15 protein-coding genes and 1 tRNA gene are annotated in these 16,719 nt (G+C 54.0%); 8 read left to right on the top strand and 8 right to left on the bottom strand.

Annotated features, from left to right (window positions below; translation table 11 throughout):
- Positions 1 to 161 precede the first annotated feature (161 nt).
- On the bottom strand, positions 162 to 1,007 hold the full coding sequence (locus tag ORG26_RS15890; RefSeq protein WP_266363455.1) for a tetratricopeptide repeat protein: 846 nt from the start codon (positions 1,005 to 1,007) through the stop codon (positions 162 to 164).
- A gap of 100 nt (positions 1,008 to 1,107) precedes the next feature.
- The gene (locus ORG26_RS15895; protein ID WP_266363456.1) at positions 1,108 to 1,413 is read right to left on the bottom strand and encodes an HU family DNA-binding protein; all 306 of its coding nucleotides are present in this window, start codon (positions 1,411 to 1,413) and stop codon (positions 1,108 to 1,110) included.
- A 194-nt stretch (positions 1,414 to 1,607) separates the two neighbouring features.
- On the opposite strand from ORG26_RS15895, the gene mutY reads away from it, so the two are divergent.
- Genes mutY through gldE form a run of 3 tightly spaced genes read left to right on the top strand, consistent with a single transcriptional unit; the run spans position 1,608 to position 4,587 of the window.
- Positions 1,608 to 2,645: an A/G-specific adenine glycosylase gene (mutY, locus tag ORG26_RS15900; protein WP_266363458.1), complete on the top strand. Its 1,038-nt coding sequence runs from the start codon at positions 1,608 to 1,610 to the stop codon at positions 2,643 to 2,645.
- Between the two features lie 52 nt (positions 2,646 to 2,697).
- Positions 2,698 to 3,213, top strand: coding sequence for a single-stranded DNA-binding protein (locus tag ORG26_RS15905; protein ID WP_266363460.1), 516 nt, complete (start codon positions 2,698 to 2,700; stop codon positions 3,211 to 3,213).
- Between the two features lie 36 nt (positions 3,214 to 3,249).
- Complete coding sequence (gene gldE, locus ORG26_RS15910; RefSeq protein WP_266363462.1) at positions 3,250 to 4,587, top strand: gliding motility-associated protein GldE; 1,338 nt, start codon at positions 3,250 to 3,252, stop codon at positions 4,585 to 4,587.
- Positions 4,588 to 4,591: 4 nt separating this feature from the next.
- On the opposite strand, the gene ORG26_RS15915 is transcribed toward gldE, so the two are convergent.
- The 4 genes from ORG26_RS15915 to ORG26_RS15930 form a co-directional block, all read right to left on the bottom strand.
- Positions 4,592 to 5,572, bottom strand: a complete 981-nt coding sequence (locus ORG26_RS15915; RefSeq protein WP_266363464.1) for a nucleoside hydrolase — start codon at positions 5,570 to 5,572, stop codon at positions 4,592 to 4,594.
- A gap of 55 nt (positions 5,573 to 5,627) precedes the next feature.
- A complete protein-coding gene (locus ORG26_RS15920) occupies positions 5,628 to 6,653 on the bottom strand; it encodes an LBF_2804 family protein (RefSeq protein WP_266363466.1) in 1,026 nt (341 codons plus the stop codon).
- 191 nt (positions 6,654 to 6,844) lie between these two features.
- Positions 6,845 to 8,143 carry a Gfo/Idh/MocA family protein gene (locus ORG26_RS15925; RefSeq protein ID WP_266363468.1) on the bottom strand — a complete coding sequence of 433 codons (1,299 nt, stop codon included), beginning with the start codon at positions 8,141 to 8,143 and terminating at the stop codon, positions 6,845 to 6,847.
- 79 nt (positions 8,144 to 8,222) lie between these two features.
- Positions 8,223 to 9,395 carry a dipeptidase gene (locus ORG26_RS15930; protein WP_266363470.1) on the bottom strand — a complete coding sequence of 391 codons (1,173 nt, stop codon included), beginning with the start codon at positions 9,393 to 9,395 and terminating at the stop codon, positions 8,223 to 8,225.
- Positions 9,396 to 9,565: 170 nt separating this feature from the next.
- Between ORG26_RS15930 and ubiE the strand changes: the two genes are divergently transcribed.
- From ubiE to ORG26_RS15955, 5 genes are all read left to right on the top strand, one after another.
- Positions 9,566 to 10,294: a bifunctional demethylmenaquinone methyltransferase/2-methoxy-6-polyprenyl-1,4-benzoquinol methylase UbiE gene (gene ubiE / locus ORG26_RS15935; protein WP_266363472.1), complete on the top strand. Its 729-nt coding sequence runs from the start codon at positions 9,566 to 9,568 to the stop codon at positions 10,292 to 10,294.
- Positions 10,261 to 10,986, top strand: a complete 726-nt coding sequence (gene porT / locus ORG26_RS15940; RefSeq protein ID WP_266363474.1) for a type IX secretion/gliding motility protein PorT/SprT — start codon at positions 10,261 to 10,263, stop codon at positions 10,984 to 10,986. The genes ubiE and porT overlap by 34 nt, the downstream gene beginning before the upstream one ends.
- Positions 10,987 to 11,242: 256 nt before the next feature.
- A tRNA-Val gene (locus ORG26_RS15945) sits at positions 11,243 to 11,317 on the top strand.
- Positions 11,318 to 11,798: 481 nt separating this feature from the next.
- The gene (locus ORG26_RS15950; RefSeq protein ID WP_266363476.1) at positions 11,799 to 13,076 is read left to right on the top strand and encodes a hypothetical protein; all 1,278 of its coding nucleotides are present in this window, start codon (positions 11,799 to 11,801) and stop codon (positions 13,074 to 13,076) included.
- A 66-nt stretch (positions 13,077 to 13,142) separates the two neighbouring features.
- Positions 13,143 to 13,868 (top strand): hypothetical protein, encoded by a 726-nt coding sequence (locus ORG26_RS15955; RefSeq protein ID WP_266363478.1) that lies wholly within the window; start codon positions 13,143 to 13,145, stop codon positions 13,866 to 13,868.
- A gap of 285 nt (positions 13,869 to 14,153) precedes the next feature.
- On the opposite strand, the gene ORG26_RS15960 is transcribed toward ORG26_RS15955, so the two are convergent.
- A complete protein-coding gene (locus tag ORG26_RS15960) occupies positions 14,154 to 16,391 on the bottom strand; it encodes a cation:proton antiporter (RefSeq protein ID WP_266363480.1) in 2,238 nt (745 codons plus the stop codon).
- Between the two features lie 27 nt (positions 16,392 to 16,418).
- Complete coding sequence (locus ORG26_RS15965; protein ID WP_266363482.1) at positions 16,419 to 16,718, bottom strand: hypothetical protein; 300 nt, start codon at positions 16,716 to 16,718, stop codon at positions 16,419 to 16,421.
- Between the last annotated feature and the right edge of the window lies 1 nt (position 16,719).

Below are 16,719 nucleotides of genomic sequence, written 5' to 3' on the forward strand. Positions count from 1 at the left end.
TTAGCGTACCGACTGTTTATTTTTTCTTGTGGCGATTCTTTCTCAGCCGCTTTTTCCGCTTGTGGGTAGCAATCTTGTGGCGTTTACGTTTTTTTCCGCAAGGCATGTTTAAAAAAGTTTAATGGTTAGACTTTTGTACCCACGGTCCGACCGTGGGTACGTTACAATTCCTTTTCAAGTTCGCGAATGGCCTGCTGGATGGCCGGGTCTTTCTCCCGTTCCTTCACCTGCGCAAGCAACTGTTTCGCTTCCTCTTTTTTGCCCAGTTCGCTCAGGCTGATGGCCAGGTAAAACTGAGCTTTGGTGTTTTCGGGGTGCGAGGCCAGAATCGCCCGGAAGCGTTCGGCTGCGCGACTCCACTGGTTCGACCGCATCGAAAGCAGCCCCATATTAAACAGGGCCAGTTCGTTGGTCGGGTCCTGCTCCAGCACCTGACGGAGCAGCGAAATACCCTGCATGGGCGTTTCGGTCGTTACGTAGGTCATGGCCATGTTGGCCTTGGCTGCCAGCAGGTTCGGGTTTTTGTCGAGGGCCTTTTGGTAAAGGTCCCGCGTTTTCTGCCCCAAAGCCGCTGATTTCTGGGCGTCCGCCGCAAAACCATACGCTTCGTAATACTGATCGCCGGCCCGCAGAAGGGATGCCTCCGTCGGGTCGAGCGTTGCCAGTTCTTCAGCGACCCGGGCGGCGCTGTCGTAGCGGCTTACTTTCCGATACGCTTCCATCAACTCCAGACCGACCTTCGGCTTCTGCCCGGCCCCGGCGGCGGCGTAACGTGCTTTCACGCCTTCGAGTTCTTTCTGCTGTTCGGCGTTCAGAGGCTGCTGGTGCATTCCGGCGCTGGCCGGCAGGCTGGCCGCCGAGTCCGGCATGCTGGCCTGTGTCTGCGTCTGCTGCTGACCGCTGTTCAGCTTTCGCTCCTGACTGCTCACGACGCCTTTGGGCAGACTGAAAAGTCCGACCGTCAGCAGGGCTGCCGTACCTACAACCAGAAGAATGGATTTGTTCATCTTTGCTGGAAGATAAAAGAGAAGAGAAACAAGAGAAAAGACAAACGGGACATCCGCCGGGCCTTCAATCTACTGTCTGTTCTCTTTTATCAGGTTTAACTTAAGCGGATACCTTCTCGTCGCGCTTGACCGACGACTTCACCTGCTCAACAAAAACTTTGGCGGGTTTGAAGCTCGGGATGTAGTGCTCATCAATCACCATCGCCGTATTTTTGGAGATGTTACGGGCTACTTTCTTCGCGCGCTTCTTGTTAATGAAACTACCGAACCCTCTCACGTAGATGTTCTCGTCCTTCGCCAGGTTGTTTTTAATCACGGTGAAGAACGTCTCGATAGTGTGCTGAACATCTGCCTTGTCGATCCCTGTCTTCTCGGCAATTTCTGCGATTACGTCTGCTTTCGTCACGTTCGTACTAAACTTTAAGGTTCAATTAGTTGTTGGGATTTTAGCTCCTCAAAAATTGGGAGTACAAAGGTAGAGCATTCTCGTTGAAGTTGAAACACAAAATTTTGTTTTTTCTTCTCAACGACACCACATTACGAAATATTTTGAATTGGCAATCAGACTCTAAGGAAACGGTTCCGCCTTTCTCGGATACATTGATCACCTGGTATAACTACCACCGGCGCGACCTTCCTTGGCGGCACACCCGCGACCCGTATCCCATCTGGTTATCAGAGGTTATCCTGCAGCAGACCCGCGTGGCGCAGGGTCTTCCGTATTACCGCCGTTTTCTGGAAACCTACCCGACCGTACAGGAAATGGCCGCCGCCGACGAACGCGAATTGCTTCGGCTCTGGCAGGGACTCGGCTATTATTCCCGGGCCCGAAATTTGCACCAAACCGCGAAACTGGTTACCGAACAGTTTGGCGGCCGGTTCCCGCAAACCTACGACGGCCTGCTTCGCCTGAAGGGCATCGGCACCTACACGGCGGCCGCCATCGCGTCTTTTGCCTTCGGCGAAAAAGTGGCCGTGGTGGACGGAAACGTATACCGCGTGCTCGCCCGAATCTTTGGCATTACCGAGGATATTACCACGACCGGCGCCAAAAAGACCTTCTCCACGCTGGCCAACCAGCTCATCCAGACCACCGATGATCCGGCCAGTTTCAACCAGGCGCTGATGGAATTCGGGGCGATCCAGTGTACGCCCGTCGCGCCCGACTGCCTGCTGTGCCCGTTTCAGCAGCGGTGCGTGGCCTTCCAGACCGGGCGTCAGCAGCTGTTGCCGGTAAAAAGCAAAAAAGCACCCGTCCGCGAACGCTTTTTTAATTATCTGGTGATCGAACAGCAGGGCCGAATTGCCCTCAAAGAGCGCCGGAAACGGGATGTCTGGCATCAACTCTATGATTTTCCGCTGATTGAAACCGATGAACCGGTAGAGGCTTTCCGTTACTTAATGGACCACGATACGTCAAAGGATATACTGAGGAAAGGCTTCTTCAGCGGGGAGGCCGAGGAGCGGACGCAGCTTCTGTCGCACCAGCGCATCCGGGCGAAATTCTGGCGGGTCACGATTCCGGCCGGAGTGGAACTGGCGCTGCCGGAAGAGGCAAAATTCTTCGAACCGGCTGAAATTGAGCGTTTACCGAAGCCTATGTTAATAGCAGACTATTGCAAAAGTCAGCTTTTTTAGTTATTTTTATCTGTTTAGTCCCTATCTTTTCATCGTCAAATTTGAGGCTTTTATGGCAAGCTTAAACAAGGTAATCATCATTGGTAATGTAGGCAACGATCCCGAAGTACGCTACCTCGACGGAGGGGCGGTCGTGGCTCGTTTTAGTGTAGCAACCAACGAACGATATAAGTCACGGACCGGCGAGACGGTCGAATCGACCGAATGGTTTCGCGTGGAGGTCTGGAACGAACAGGCCAAGATTGTGGAACAGTATGTCCGCAAGGGCAGCCAGCTTTACGTGGAAGGCCGCCTGCGGACGGAGACGTTCACCGACAAGGAAGGCAAGGAGCGGTTCTCGCTCAACGTACGGGCCACCACGTTCCAGTTTCTGGGCGGTCGTCCGGACGGGCAGGAGGGCGGCGAGTCCTACGGCGCCCCGCAGCAACAGGCCGCTCCCCGTCAGCAGGCCGCTCCGGCCCCGCAGGCGCAGCCTCAGCAGGCCCAGCGCCCGGCCCAGCAGCCCCGCCAGCAGCAGCCGGTTGCGCAGGAATTCACTAATTCCGGCGACGACGATCTGCCGTTCTAATGACCGACCGGCTCCGTTTCACCAATAACGTTATTCATGGAGAGTGACCCGCTCTTACGTAAGGTACTCCTGACGGATGTCTGGAGTACCTATTTTAGTTTTTATGCGCCGTATGCCGTCGTGCTGCTGGTGGTGCTGTTTCTGGCCGCCCTGGCATCGGCCGCGGAAGCGGCTTTTTTCACGCTTTCCCCCGAAGACCGGACGACCTGCCGCGTCAGCGAGAACCGGGCCGAGCAGCGGGTGGTACAGCTCCTGGACCGGCCCCGCCGCCTGCTGGCCTCGCTCGTTATTTTCAACAACCTGCTGAACCTGACCACCGTAGTCATTGTGACCTACCTGGTCTGGCAACTGAACCAGTTTCAGCCCATTTCGGGCTGGACGCTGGCCGGGGTGACGGTGGTGGTGACGCTCGCGATCGTGTTGTTCGGAGAAATTATTCCCAAAGTGTACGCCAGTCAGAATAGCCTCGCCGTGGCCAAGCGGATTGCCCCGCTGGCGTCGCTGGCGATGCTGCTGTTCCGGCCGTGGTCGGCGTTGCTGGTAAATCTGAGCAACGTGGTGGACCAGCGCATCCAGAAGCGCGGCTACAAGGTGTCGATGGAGGAACTGAGCCAGGCCGTGGAACTGACGAGCAGCTCGTCCACGCACGAGGAACGGGAACTGCTCAAGGGCATCGTTAATTTCAGCAACCTGAGCGTCCGGCAGGTGATGCGCTCACGGGTCGATATCGTCGCCGTGGCGGAAGACCTGACGTTTGCCGAACTGCTCGGCCAGATCAACGAATCGGGTTATTCCCGGATGCCGGTTTACCGCGAGTCGATCGACCAGATTGAAGGGATGCTTTACATCAAAGACCTCCTGCCGTACCTGCACCGGGAAGAGTCGTTTCGCTGGCAGACGCTCATCCGTCCGGTTTATTTTGTCCCCGAAACCAAGAAAATCGACGATCTGCTGCAGGATTTTCAGAAACGCCGGGTGCACCTGGCGGTGGTAGTCGATGAGTACGGCGGTACCCGCGGACTGGTCACGATGGAAGACATCATCGAAGAGATTTTCGGCGACATCAACGACGAGTTCGACGAGGAGGGCGAAGTGCCTTACCAGCGCGTTGACGAACAGACGCTCGTCATCGAAGGCCGTACGCCGCTGGTCGATATCTGCCGTCTCCTGAACGTGGACGCCGACTTTTTTGACGAAGTGAAAGGCGAAAGCGAATCCCTGGCCGGTCTGCTGCTGGAACTGTTTACCCGCGTTCCTGAAGCGGGTGAGGAGGTAAGCCTCGAACCGTTCAGGTTTAAAGTGATTTCCGCGGACGACAAGAAAATCGAAAAAGTGGAAATAAAACGCAGTGAGGCGGTAAACTCGGAAACCTAACCGCCTATTTTGCCTTTGCGGTTTTTGGGTGCATCATCAGTTTCTCAATCACTTCGGTTACCTGCGCAACGGGCATGGCTTCCACCAGGTAGGCGTGCGGTCCGCCGGGATCGTCCTGCCAGCCGTTGGTTCCGCCGTTGACGGTCATGCGGCCCCGGCGAAGCGTGTAGTAAGGGGCCGCTCCCCGGATCGCCACGAGCACGGCGGTCTGGTCCCAGCTCATCCGGCCGTTTCGGTCTTCTTTGGCCTTGGGCATGCACAGGGCAAAAACGTCTTTCACCGGGCTTTGCAGGGTTGCATCGGCCAGCAGTCGCGGCCCCGTTTTCACTTCCCGGCCAATCTCAAATCCACTCAGAATGACGGGCGTCGGCCATTGATTGAACGCCCGTTCGGCCGCTAACGAATCTTTATACACGTTGAATTCCCGTCCTTTGGGAAACAGCCCTGCCATCGAAACGAGGTGTTTCACCTTTTTTTCGACCAGCTGACGGCCCGTTAATTTCGAAAACTGATCTGGTTTAGATTCCAGCAGATCCGCCAGATTGGTCAGAAAACCGATGGTGACGATGGTAACGCTGCGGTCGGGCTGGCGGGCCAGAATCTGGCGGTAGGTTGCCACGGCGTCGGGTGCCTCAGCCGTGGACCGGATGCGGTGCGGGTATTTGGCGACCAGCATTTCGGGCCATTTCTGCCACGCTCCGTCGGTTACGCCCGGCCCTTTGGGCGCTCCGGTCGGTAGGTTCGGGCGGCCAAACCAGGTGTTGAGCACGTCGATGGTCGGCACCACCAGTTCGTGTTTGTTGCAGGAAATCACCGCCAGCGGTCGCACTTCGCCCCGGTCGGCCAGCGCGTGCAGCACGGCCATAGCGCCTACATCGTCGTAATCCGGACCAATATCGGTGTCCAGAATCAGCGGAACGGGCTGCTGGGCCACTGTCTTCAGGGAAAGAATCAGAAAAAGAAAAAGCAGGTTCAGTCTTTTCATCGTGTCTGAAAAAGACCCGAAAAGAAGCAATCTACCGCCCCGCCGTCGGGCAAAATCAGACCCAGAGGCCCTGACCGGCGCGGAAGTGGCTGAGCTGCGTCCGGACTTCCTCCAGGGGCGTTTTCAGCCAGCCCGCGCTGCGCAGGCGGTTGAGGGTTGCCGTTTCCGAAATACCCAGGCGACCGTCAATAATCACCGAAAAAATCAGCAGCCGTTCCAGTCCGGGCTGGATGGAACCGGGGCAGTCGGTCAGCGGGAGCTGCGGTGCCTCGGCCGCGTCCGGTAAAGGCCCGAACCGGCCGGCGAGCAGGTGGTACAGCACCAGATGCGGATAACTGTCGTTGGCTTTGCCGACGCAGGTATGCTGGAGCACGATGGGAACCCACTCGCGAAACTCGGGCGTCCGGCCGTATTCTTCCGCCAGTTCGTTCACAAACTGCCGAATCGTGAGCGGGGCCAGAATCCGGATGCGGGCATCGTGCAGAATTTTGTGGGAAGTCCAGCCGTCCCAGGCGGCAAACGCCAGCGCCGAGGGCCAGATCAGCCCCACCGGCGGCAGATCATCGGGCTGCCAGCGCAGCAGGAGCGAAGCCAGAAAGGCCGTCGCAAGGGCTTTAAGCGTAGCGCCCCAGAGATGCCAGGGAACCGTTTGTGGAATGACCGGCGGCGGATTGAGCAGGTGCGCCCGCAGTCCTTTCCGCAGCGAAACCGCCCCGACCGTGTTCAGGTGCTTGTTGTAGTCGGGGTCGTGGTAGCGGGGAAACTGGCAGACCAGCGAAATGAACTTGATGGCCATGCCGTGCACCGCCGTCAGCGTGTATACGTTCAGATAGAGCAGCAGAAAGGCAAAGAGAAAACTGATAAACGGCCAGTCCCAGTAGCCCAGATGCGTTTTCGTAAACAAAAGGGGCCAGAACCGGTGCGGAAGAAAGAACGCGAGCACGGTCAGGCAACCCAGCGCGGCCGACAGCAGCATCGTGCCGAATTCGCCCAATCGAACCAGCCGCCGCTCCGAATTGGTGAGCACAAACGGCTCATCGGAGGGGTGGTCGGTCTCGAAAACGCGCGCAAGATATCGCAAAGCCGCGCGGTCAAGAGGGCCGGGAGTTTCTGGCAGGTGGTTGGGCATGGGTAAACAAACTTGCCCTCATACAACTCCGGAAAGGGGCAGGCTGTTTTAGAAGTAGTCGCAAGTCTGCACAGTCGTAAGTCGGTAAGTCGTAAGCGGCGGATCACTTACGACTTACCACTTATGACTTACGACTATGTTGACTATACCGGATACTGCCATTCGCCCCGGTAGTCGCGGCTGAGCAGTTTGCTGGCTTCCGGGTCGTTCAGAATCTGCTCTTTCTCGCCGTCCCACGCGATGCTGCGGCCCAGTTTGTAGGAAAGCATGCCCAGCAGGGCGGCGTTGGTGGAGCGGTGCCCGATTTCGATGTCGCAGACGGGGCGGCGCTTGCTTTTGATCGCGTCCAGAAAATCCGTCCAGAGCAGGGCAATGTTCTGGTCGTCGGGCTTGTCGAGCTTCGCATCCTGGTGAATGACCGGTTTATTGGCGTCGGCGGGGTAGAAGGTCCATCCGTCGAGCCAGCCCATGTGGAACGTCCCTTCGGTGCCGTAGAAGTACGCGCCGACCGCCTGCCGGGGATGCGTTTTTTCGGCATTATTACCCGCAAACTGACGGTGCTCCCAGACGGCCGTAAAATCTTCGAACTCGAAGGCCGCCACCTGGTGGTCCGGGGCGTCGGTATTGTCCTGTTTGATGGCTCGCCCGCCGGTCGAGAAGACTTTTTTGGGGTATTTTTCTTCCGTCCACCAGAGAATCTGGTCCAGCCAGTGAATGCCCCAGTCGCCCAGCGTGCCGTTGGCAAAATTGAGGTAATTCCGGAAGCCGCGCGGGTGAATGGTCCGGTTGTAGGGCACCAGCGGGGCCGGGCCGCAGTAAAAATTCCAGTCCAGTTCTTTCGGAACTTCTTCGTCCGGAACACGCTGGCCCGGTCCGCCTGCGTAATGCACGAAGGCCCGCACCATGCCGATTTTGCCCGCTTTGCCGGATTTCAGGAACTCCATGCCCGAAACGTTGTGCGGCGAAACGCGCCGGTGCGTGCCGACCTGACAGACCCGGCCCGTATCCCGCGCCGTTTTGACCATCGCCCGCCCTTCGTTGACGGTATGACCGATGGGCTTCTCCACGTACACGTGGGCGCCCTGCCGCATGGCCTCGATGGCAATCAGCGGGTGCCAGTGGTCCGGCGTAGCGACGATCACAATTTCGGGTTTCTCGCGGCTGAGCAGTTCGCGGTAATCGCGGTAGAGCTTGGGTCGGTCGCTGCTGAGCTTGCCGACCTCTTCGGCGGTTTTGGTGAGTTGCCGCCCGTCGACATCGCAGAGGGCCACCACTTTGGATTCGCCCGCCTGCATGGCGCAGCGCAGGATATTCATGCCCCACCAGCCCGAGCCGATGAGCGCCGTACGAAAAGTCGATTTTTGCGCAAAGGTAATCAGGGGACGGCCCACCACGGCGGCCCCCGCCAGCGCAGATGTTTTCAGAAAGTCGGAGCGGTTCATGGAAAAGATGCGTGATGATGGTAAAAGACGGAAAGGCCGGAGTTCTATTGGTTGTCTGGCAGACGCTTCGCCAGACGACTTACTTTTTCGCCTGTCCCAGCACCCGGAGCAGATTTCCGCCCCAGATTTTGGCAATATCCTGCTCCGAATAGCCCCGTTTCACCAGCGCCCGCGTGAGGTTTTCGATTTCCGAAACATCTTCCAGCCCATCGACCCCACCACCGCCGTCGAAATCACTGCCGATGCCGACATGGTCGATGCCCGCCAGTTTGACAATGTGGTCGATGTGGGCCACAATGTCCGCGACGCTGGCCCGTTCGTGCTGGTAAACCCGCTTGATGGAGTCGGTCTGGGCCTGCTGCCGGGCTTCCAGTTGCGGCGTCATCACCCGGCCCACGCTCGCCATCCGGACCTGCGTAAGGGCGCGGCGGTGCTCGTCGGACGGTTTGCGCAGGTAATCGCTCACAAAATTGACCTGAATCACCCCGCCGTTGGCGGCCAGCGCCCGAATCATGTCGTCGGTCATGTTGCGCGGGAAATCGCAGAGGGCTCGGGCGTTGGAATGCGAGGCAATGACGGGCGCTTTCGAGAGGGCCAGCACGTCGTAGAACGTTTTGTCCGACACGTGCGACACGTCGATGAGGATGCCCAGCCGGTTCATTTCGGCGACCACGTTGCGGCCAAATGCGCTCAGCCCGTTGTGCAGCGGCCCGTCGGGGTCCGTCGCCGAGTCGCAGATGGCGTTATTGGCAAAATGCGAGAGCGTGATGTAACGGCAGCCGAGGTCGTAGTACGTTTTCAGCAGCGAGAGGTCTTCCCCGACCGGGTAGCCGTTTTCCATGCCGATAAACACGGCCCGTTTGCCCCTTTTTTCGAGCCGGTAGGCGTCGGCAGGGGTGAGGGCGAGTTCGGCCAGCTGCGGGTATTTTTTGAGAGACTGGTGAATGCGGTCATAAATCGCCAGGGCATCGGACTTGGCTTTGGCATGGCCTTCGGGCGTCCGGGGGCCCTGGGCGAGGTAAACGGCAAAAAACATGGCGTCCATGCCGCCCTCCTTCATGCGCGGGAAGTCGATCTGCGTGCCGTCTTTGGCGACGGTTCCCCGTTTGCCGACGTCAAAACCGGGTTTCTGGAGGTTGATCGGGGCGTCGGCATGCGTATCGAGTGTCAGAATCCGGCGGTGCAGCCGGGCGACCTCATCCGGCGGAAAAACGCTGAAAAACAAAAAGGCAAAGGGAAAAAGTGGGTTCATAAACTTTAAGGTTCACAGCCAAGTTATGAAAACTCAGGAGTACATTTGCAGCGTGAATTATCAAATGAATAATGAATAATGAATAATGAAGGCTGGCAATCAGCCTTTTGGGCACGACTTCGCCGCCATAATTCATTCTTCATTCTTCATTTTTCATTCTTCATTGACCTATGGCCGTCGTACCTTACAAAGATAAAGATACCAGCAAACGCGAGCAGGTGGCGGAGATGTTCGACAACATTTCGCCCAAATATGACCTGCTGAACCACCTCCTCAGCGCCGGTGTGGACATTTACTGGCGCAAGAAAGCCATCCGGCTGCTCAAACCCGAAGCGCCCAAACGCCTGCTCGACATTGCCACCGGAACGGGCGATTTTGCCATCGAGGCGCTGAAGCTGAATCCGGAGAAGATTGTGGGTGTCGATATCTCGGAAGGAATGCTCAGCGTGGGCCGTGAGAAGATGAAAAAACTGGGTGTGGACCATATCATCGAAATGCGGTCGGGGGATTCCGAAAAGTTGCCGTTTGCGGACAATGATTTCGACGCGGTTATCGTTTCGTTTGGAGTGCGGAACTTCGAAAATCTGCTCCGTGGCCTGACCGATATGCACCGCGTGACCCGTCCCGGCGGAACGTGCCTTGTCCTGGAGTTTTCGAAGCCCCGCCTGTTTCCGTTCAAACAGTTTTACAGTTTTTACTCGAACACCATCCTGCCGCTGATCGGGAGGATGATCTCGAAAGACCCGTCGGCCTACACGTATTTGCCGGAGTCGGTACAGGCGTTCCCGGACGGCCCCGATTTTCTGCGGATTTTCGAACAGGCTGGTTTTACCAACACGCGATGGATACCCCTTACGTTCGGCATTTGCTCTATTTACATCGGAAAAAAATCGCGCTGACGGCGCTGTTGCTGGCGTTGTGGGCCGGGGAGACTGTGCAGGCGCAGTCGACGGTGCGCTACCGGCGCGTTCACCAGGAAGGCTACGACGATAAGGTGGTGCACTACGGCTTTCTGTTTGCCCTGCCCGTGACGCGCTTCAACGTCAAATATTCCGATGCCTATGTGACGCAGGATTCGGCCTATCAGCTGTATTCGCCTTCCAAAGCGGGTTTCCGGGTGGGTTTTGTCATGAACGCCGCAATGACAGAGCATTGGGACGTACGGATGACGCCCGCCATTTCGCTGTATGGCCGGACGCTGGAATACAAGTACGCCAATGCGCCGACGCGCAAGGAGACGCGGGAATCCGCCTGGCTGGAATTGCCGATTCTGTTGAAATACAAATCCCAGCGGCGGCACAACACGCGCATGTACGCGCTGGCGGGCATTTCGCTGGGTATCGAAACCAACGTGCGCCGGCGGGAGGTGACCGGCAGCAGCCGTCTGCTGACCAAGAACACGGACGTGGCGGTGGAATACGGCGTTGGGCTGGAGCAGTTTTTTGAATTCTTCAAATTTGCGCCCGAACTGCGCTTTTCCCACGGTCTGGTCAACCTCTTCGAGCAGCCGAACGTAAACGTCAACCAGTACAACCAGAGCGTCCGGCGGCTGAACACGCATACCGTGTCGCTGTATCTGAACTTCGAGTAGGAGAGATCTGGATCGCGGAGCCAGGCGGAGCAGAACGGAGTTCAGCGAAGGATGTACTACTCGGCTAAACTCCGCTCTTCCCCGTTCAGCTCCGCGATACTTTTTTTCAAGACAGAACCCCGTCAAAACGAGCGTATTAACCGTTTTTGCAAAAAATAATCAAACTTTTTTCGGACAAAGACTTGCGTAGAGGTCAAAAAAAGCCCTACCTTTGCATCACCAAAACGGAAGAAAAAGCCGAAGCGGTAAGAAAAAAGGGAGTTTAGCTCAGCTGGTTCAGAGCATCTGCCTTACAAGCAGAGGGTCGGGGGTTCGAATCCCTCAACTCCCACAGACAAAAGCACTTAGCAGATAACGCTAAGTGCTTTTTTGTTTTTGGTTGAATTATTATTTAGCTTCTCCAAACTCTCATCCTGCTTCAACGCCCGTAAAAGTGGTACACCGCAAGCCAAGGAAATAAGTTGACGGGTATAATTCTACATTAGCATTGTACTTACGCCACGACTAGTTAGGAAGGTGTAAAGAATTGCAGTCACTACCTCTAGCTATTCAAGCTTTCGTTCCGTTGGACAGGTAGGAAATTCGTCATAACTTGCCATTAAACCTATCAGGGCTGCCTGTACCGTCAAGGCTCTGAATGGAGTCGCCATTCCATTCAACGTTTCACAATTGAAGGCAGACGCTAACTTGCTTATAACTCGGTTTGAATCCCCAACATTGTTTAAGCAGTATGTGAATACTACTACGGTAATTGTGATGTTTAAGCAAGCTAAAATTATAACGAATCACTAACAACCTAAGAACAATGCTTTATGAAGGTAAGTCAAAATCCAACCTTTAAATTATATGAAGAGAAGATAAAGGAGTTAGAAGCACTTGTCAAAAATGAACAAGATGCTGCAAAAGTTATGGAGTGGAAGTCTAAGTTTAGTGAACTTAAAAGCGCTCCAGATGCCTTCAATAAAACATTCGTTCCGAGGGGATGGGTTGCAGCAGAATACTTTAATTATAATATTTTAAAAAAAGCAGTTGACGTAGCGAGGACTAAAGACATTATTACAGCTGAAGAGTTTCTTATTAATTATTACGATCAAAAAGGTATAGAGACGGGATTGAGGTTCCTTTGGAGTGTAAAATGGTTTAAAGACCGATTGCATCTTATAAAATTAGCGTATGAAGATTATAGAAACGGTAGATACCATGCATGTGTACCAGTAGTCCTTATGATGGTAGACGGGGTTGTTTCAGATGCAGCGAAAGGTTTTGGTTTTTTTTCTGAAAAGTCTGATTTAAAAGCCTGGGATTCAATTGTAGGTGCTGATTCAGGCTTGAGTATGTTGAAAGAAATTTTATACAAAACTCGAAGTGTAACACAAAAAGGAAAGATTACGCTACCATACAGGAACGGTATAATGCACGGAAGGGATCTGGGATATGCTAATATTGACGTTGCTGTTAAATGTTGGGCACTTCTATTTGCCGTTAGAGACTTATTAGCTTCAAAATATAGCGAGCAATCTAGAAAACAACAATATGAAATTGAAAAGAGTAAAACGGTAGATGATGCCATAAAGGAGTGGAAGTCATTAGAAGACTCGTTAGAAGAAGTTTTGTCGATGGATAGTTTTAAACGTAAACCTTTACAAATAGGTATAGACATACCTTCTTTTGGAAAGCCAGAGGACTATAAACTTAATACGCCTGAAAGAACTCTAGTTGAATTTATATTTGCTTGGAAGGAAGGGAACTATGGCGAGATGGCAAAACTCCTTTATTTGCCATTTAATAAAACACAGAAACAGATGGCAGGAGCTTTGAATAAGAGCTTTAAAGGCAAAAAATTAATAGATTTTTCGTTTACTAATGTTGAAGACGTTAGCTCTTGTACTGTCGATATAACAATTGATGCATCTATATTATACAGTCCGGATTCACAAAGCTTATATAGTTTAACGTTTAGACTATTATACTGTAAAGTGGATTCTAACGACTTAGTAGTTAACCCGGCAAAGGAAGGGAGGTGGAAAGTCGTGAATAATTTTCATGATATTTATTCTATAGGTACTATTATGGAATATATCGATGAGTAAAGCTTATGATTATTGTTAAGGTAGTATTAATTGATTAATAGTTAGGCATATATGAAGAGTAAATGCATGGTTTGTGATACAAATATTTGGTATTGGCTCTCGGCTGGAAACATTTCGGAGCTTGAAATACAAAACAAGCATCTTATTGGCACGTTTGTGACTGCACAGGAGTTTTGTTCTACTTATAATATTATAAATAATTATAAACTTTATCGTGAAGCCGTGATTGCATTTAATCAGAGGAGTAGCATAGTTATAACTGAAACGCCTATAGAGTACATAAAAAAGCTATCTGGCTTAGATTACAGTGTAAATGATGGGTGGGAGGCATTTAAGGCTCTGGAGTATATAATTGATAATGAGATTTTGCCAAGCAAAGAGTTATTACTTCCCCATTTAGATGAATATTCTAATGTAGGTATTGAGCTAAATTCTAAAGTTATGGCTTTGAAGTTAGATATTCAGAGTAAAGTTTCTGAACGTGGGGCCTATAGGCGAGCGATGACAACCGAAAGTGCAAAGGCTAAACATTTTGAAGTAACTAAAAATATAATTGCTCAGTTGGTAGGATCAAACAATATTAATTGGGAGGCAATAGATCTTTTTATTTCAACTTTTGATGAATGGCTAAGGCAGCTTTCAATAATGACTACGTTAACCATTACACCAAATGATTGGTCTGATATATTCAACCTTGTTTACGTTCAACCTGGAGATTACTATTGGTCTAAAGATGAGCGTAAGACAAAAAATTTCATTAAAATTTGTGGAAAGTCGAACTATTTAATATAGGCTTCGTAAAAAGTAATTTTAGCATTAAAAAAATTATATCGAGGTTTATTTGTAGTTTTTGCGTCTTATTTAGTATGGGTAAAGCTACGTAAGATTTAATTGCACTCTTCAATTGAATATTGCCCATCTGAATAGTTTACAAAATTTACTACATAACGGTTAAGTGGAGGTTTTAAGAATTGATTATATTGGTCTGAAGTTATTTCAACTTCTCTATGTAAGCTTCCCTGAAATTAGGACGGTGTAGGATTACACTTATAAAGAACTTGAAGTCCTCCTCCCTTCTCACCCCGCCAGTTTACTCGCTTCAATATACTGCCGGATCAGCCGCGTATTCCCGGCCAGCCAGACCAGATCTCCCGCCTGGAATACCCAGTCGGATTCGGGATTCAGGTACCGCTTGCCCTGCCGCTCAATGCCGACGACCAGACCCTGCGTCCGTTCACGGAGCCCCGACTGCCGGATGCTTTGCCCGATCAGCTCAAACGATTCTTCCACCCGGAAGCGCTTCAGCGATACCTCCGGGTCGGGATGTTCCCCCAGCGGCTCCCGGACTTCCAGACTGCTCCGGAACTCCACCAGTTGCTCGTCGGTGCCAATCACGGCCAGCCGGTCGCCGGGCAGCAGCTGGTCCTGCCGGGTGGGCACCAGTTTGGTGAGCCGCCCCCGTTCGATCGAAACGATGTTGATGCCGTGGCGCTCGCGCAGGGCCAGTTCCGCCAGCGTTTTTCCGGCCACGGGCGATTCCGGAGCCACCTCCACGTACGCCAGGTGCGCGTCCCACGGACGGAGACTGCCGCCGGGCCGCGCCTGCAGGTTGCGCTCCCGGGCGTGCAGGTTCAGCAGAAAACGCTGCTCCACCCAGCCGTAAAAAATCGGAAGGCGTTTGCCGATGCCCCAGTACAGTAGCAGCAGCACCGCCAGAATCTCCAGCAACGCGGTCAGGGAGAAGAACAGATTCGCGTATACCGCCAGCAGCATCAGCCCCACCATCACCCGACTGATGGACAGCACTCGCAGGGGACCCCGGTACGCGTTCGGGTGAAAGTTAGCCGGCACAAGGGGAACGGGCTTGACGGGCTTGATGACCAGCGCCCACAAAAACGGCATCAGGGCCACCAGCGCCAGCAACCCGACGGCGGGCCTGACCCAGCCCTCATCCCCATAAGTCCGGAGCAGAAACGGAAGCAGCCCGCGCCAGGTCAGCATCAGGATGCCGACCGAAAAAACGCCGTTGATGAGCATCGTCTGAATCAGCGACCGAAAAAACTGCCGCCAGGCGCTGGTCGTGCTCAGGCTCTGGGCGTCGGCACTGTACCGGTTGAGCAGAAACTGCGTGCGCTTGCCCAGTTGGGCGTACAGCCAGGAATAAAGCGGGAGCGCCGCCCGGATCAGGTAGGGCGTGGTAAAGGACGTTAGGGCCGATACGGCCACGGCAATGGGGTACAGAAAAGGAGCCGTCACCTTGAGCGTCAGTCCCAGCGTGGCGATGATGAACGAAAATTCGCCGATCTGGGTCATGCTCAGGCCCGTTTGCAGCGAATTTTTCAGCGGTTGCCCGGCCAGCAGGGCTCCCAGCGTGACAAAAAACGCCTTGCCGACAATGACGACGAACGTCAGCAGGGCAATCGGTCCTGCGTACTGAACCAGCATGGTCGGGTTGATGAGCATGCCCACCGACACAAAAAACACGGCCCCGAAAAGGTCCCGGATGGGGTGCAGAAGCTTCTCAATGCGTTCGACATAAAGCGTTTCGGCCAGAATCGAGCCCATCATGAACGCCCCGAGAGCCGGCGAAAAACCGGCCCCGGTCACCAGCAGCACCATGCCCAGACACAGGGCCAGCGACACCACCAGCAGCGTTTCGTCGTTCATGAACCGCCGGACCGCTCCCAGCAGCGAAGGCACCAGAAAAATGCCGCCGACAAACCAGATTACCAGAAAAAACACCAGTTTGACCACCGCCGTAGCCATTTCGACGCTGAAAAACTGGTGGCTGACGGCCACCGTCGACAGCAGCACCAGCAGCAGGATAGCGACCAGGTCTTCCACCACCAGCAGCCCGAATACCAGGCTGGCGAACTGCTGGGTTTTGATGCCCAGTTCGTCAAACGCCCGGAAGATGATGGTCGTCGACGAAATCGCCACGATGCCGCCCAGAAAAAGACTGTCCAGCAACGACCAGCCCAGCAGTTGACCGCTGAGGTAGCCCAGCAGCAGCATGCCCGAAATTTCAACCAGCCCGGTCAGCGAGGCGACCCCGCCGACCTTGGCCAGTTTTTTCAGACTGAATTCAAGGCCCAGATTGAACAGCAGCACAATCACGCCGATGTCGGCCCAGACCCGGATCGTTTCCTGGTCCGTGATGGTCGGAAACAGGGGCAGGTTCGGACCGACCAGCAGCCCGGCCAGAATATAACCCAGCACCACGGGCTGCCGAAGCCACTTGAACAACAGGGTCGTCAGGGCGGCGGCTCCGAGAATCAGGGCCAGATCCCTGATCAAAGGCGGTAAATGAGTCATAACCCGTTTGCGGAGTAAAAAGAAGTTCTAAGGACTGCTCACCGGGGGAGCATCCACCGGGGCGAATACATCTGCGGTAACGACCGGCCGGTTTTGGGTCGTATCCCGGTAACAGTGAATGGGATTGTCGCAATTGCCTTTATGCGTCAGAACACCATAGCTGTGCGTGGTTTCAAAACGCAGGTATTCACAGCCCTCAATGCGTACAACCCGGTAGCCGGGCGGTTGTTGCCGCATCTTTTCCCATCGGTCGGTCTGCGGCTCCCGCTGCTCCTGGCAACCGGCCAAAAAGAGGCTAAGGGCCAGAAAAAACAAAAACGGTTTCATA

It is taken from the genome of Tellurirhabdus rosea (assembly GCF_026278345.1).
In the GTDB taxonomy this organism is placed as follows: Bacteria; Bacteroidota; Bacteroidia; order Cytophagales; family Spirosomataceae; genus Tellurirhabdus; species Tellurirhabdus rosea.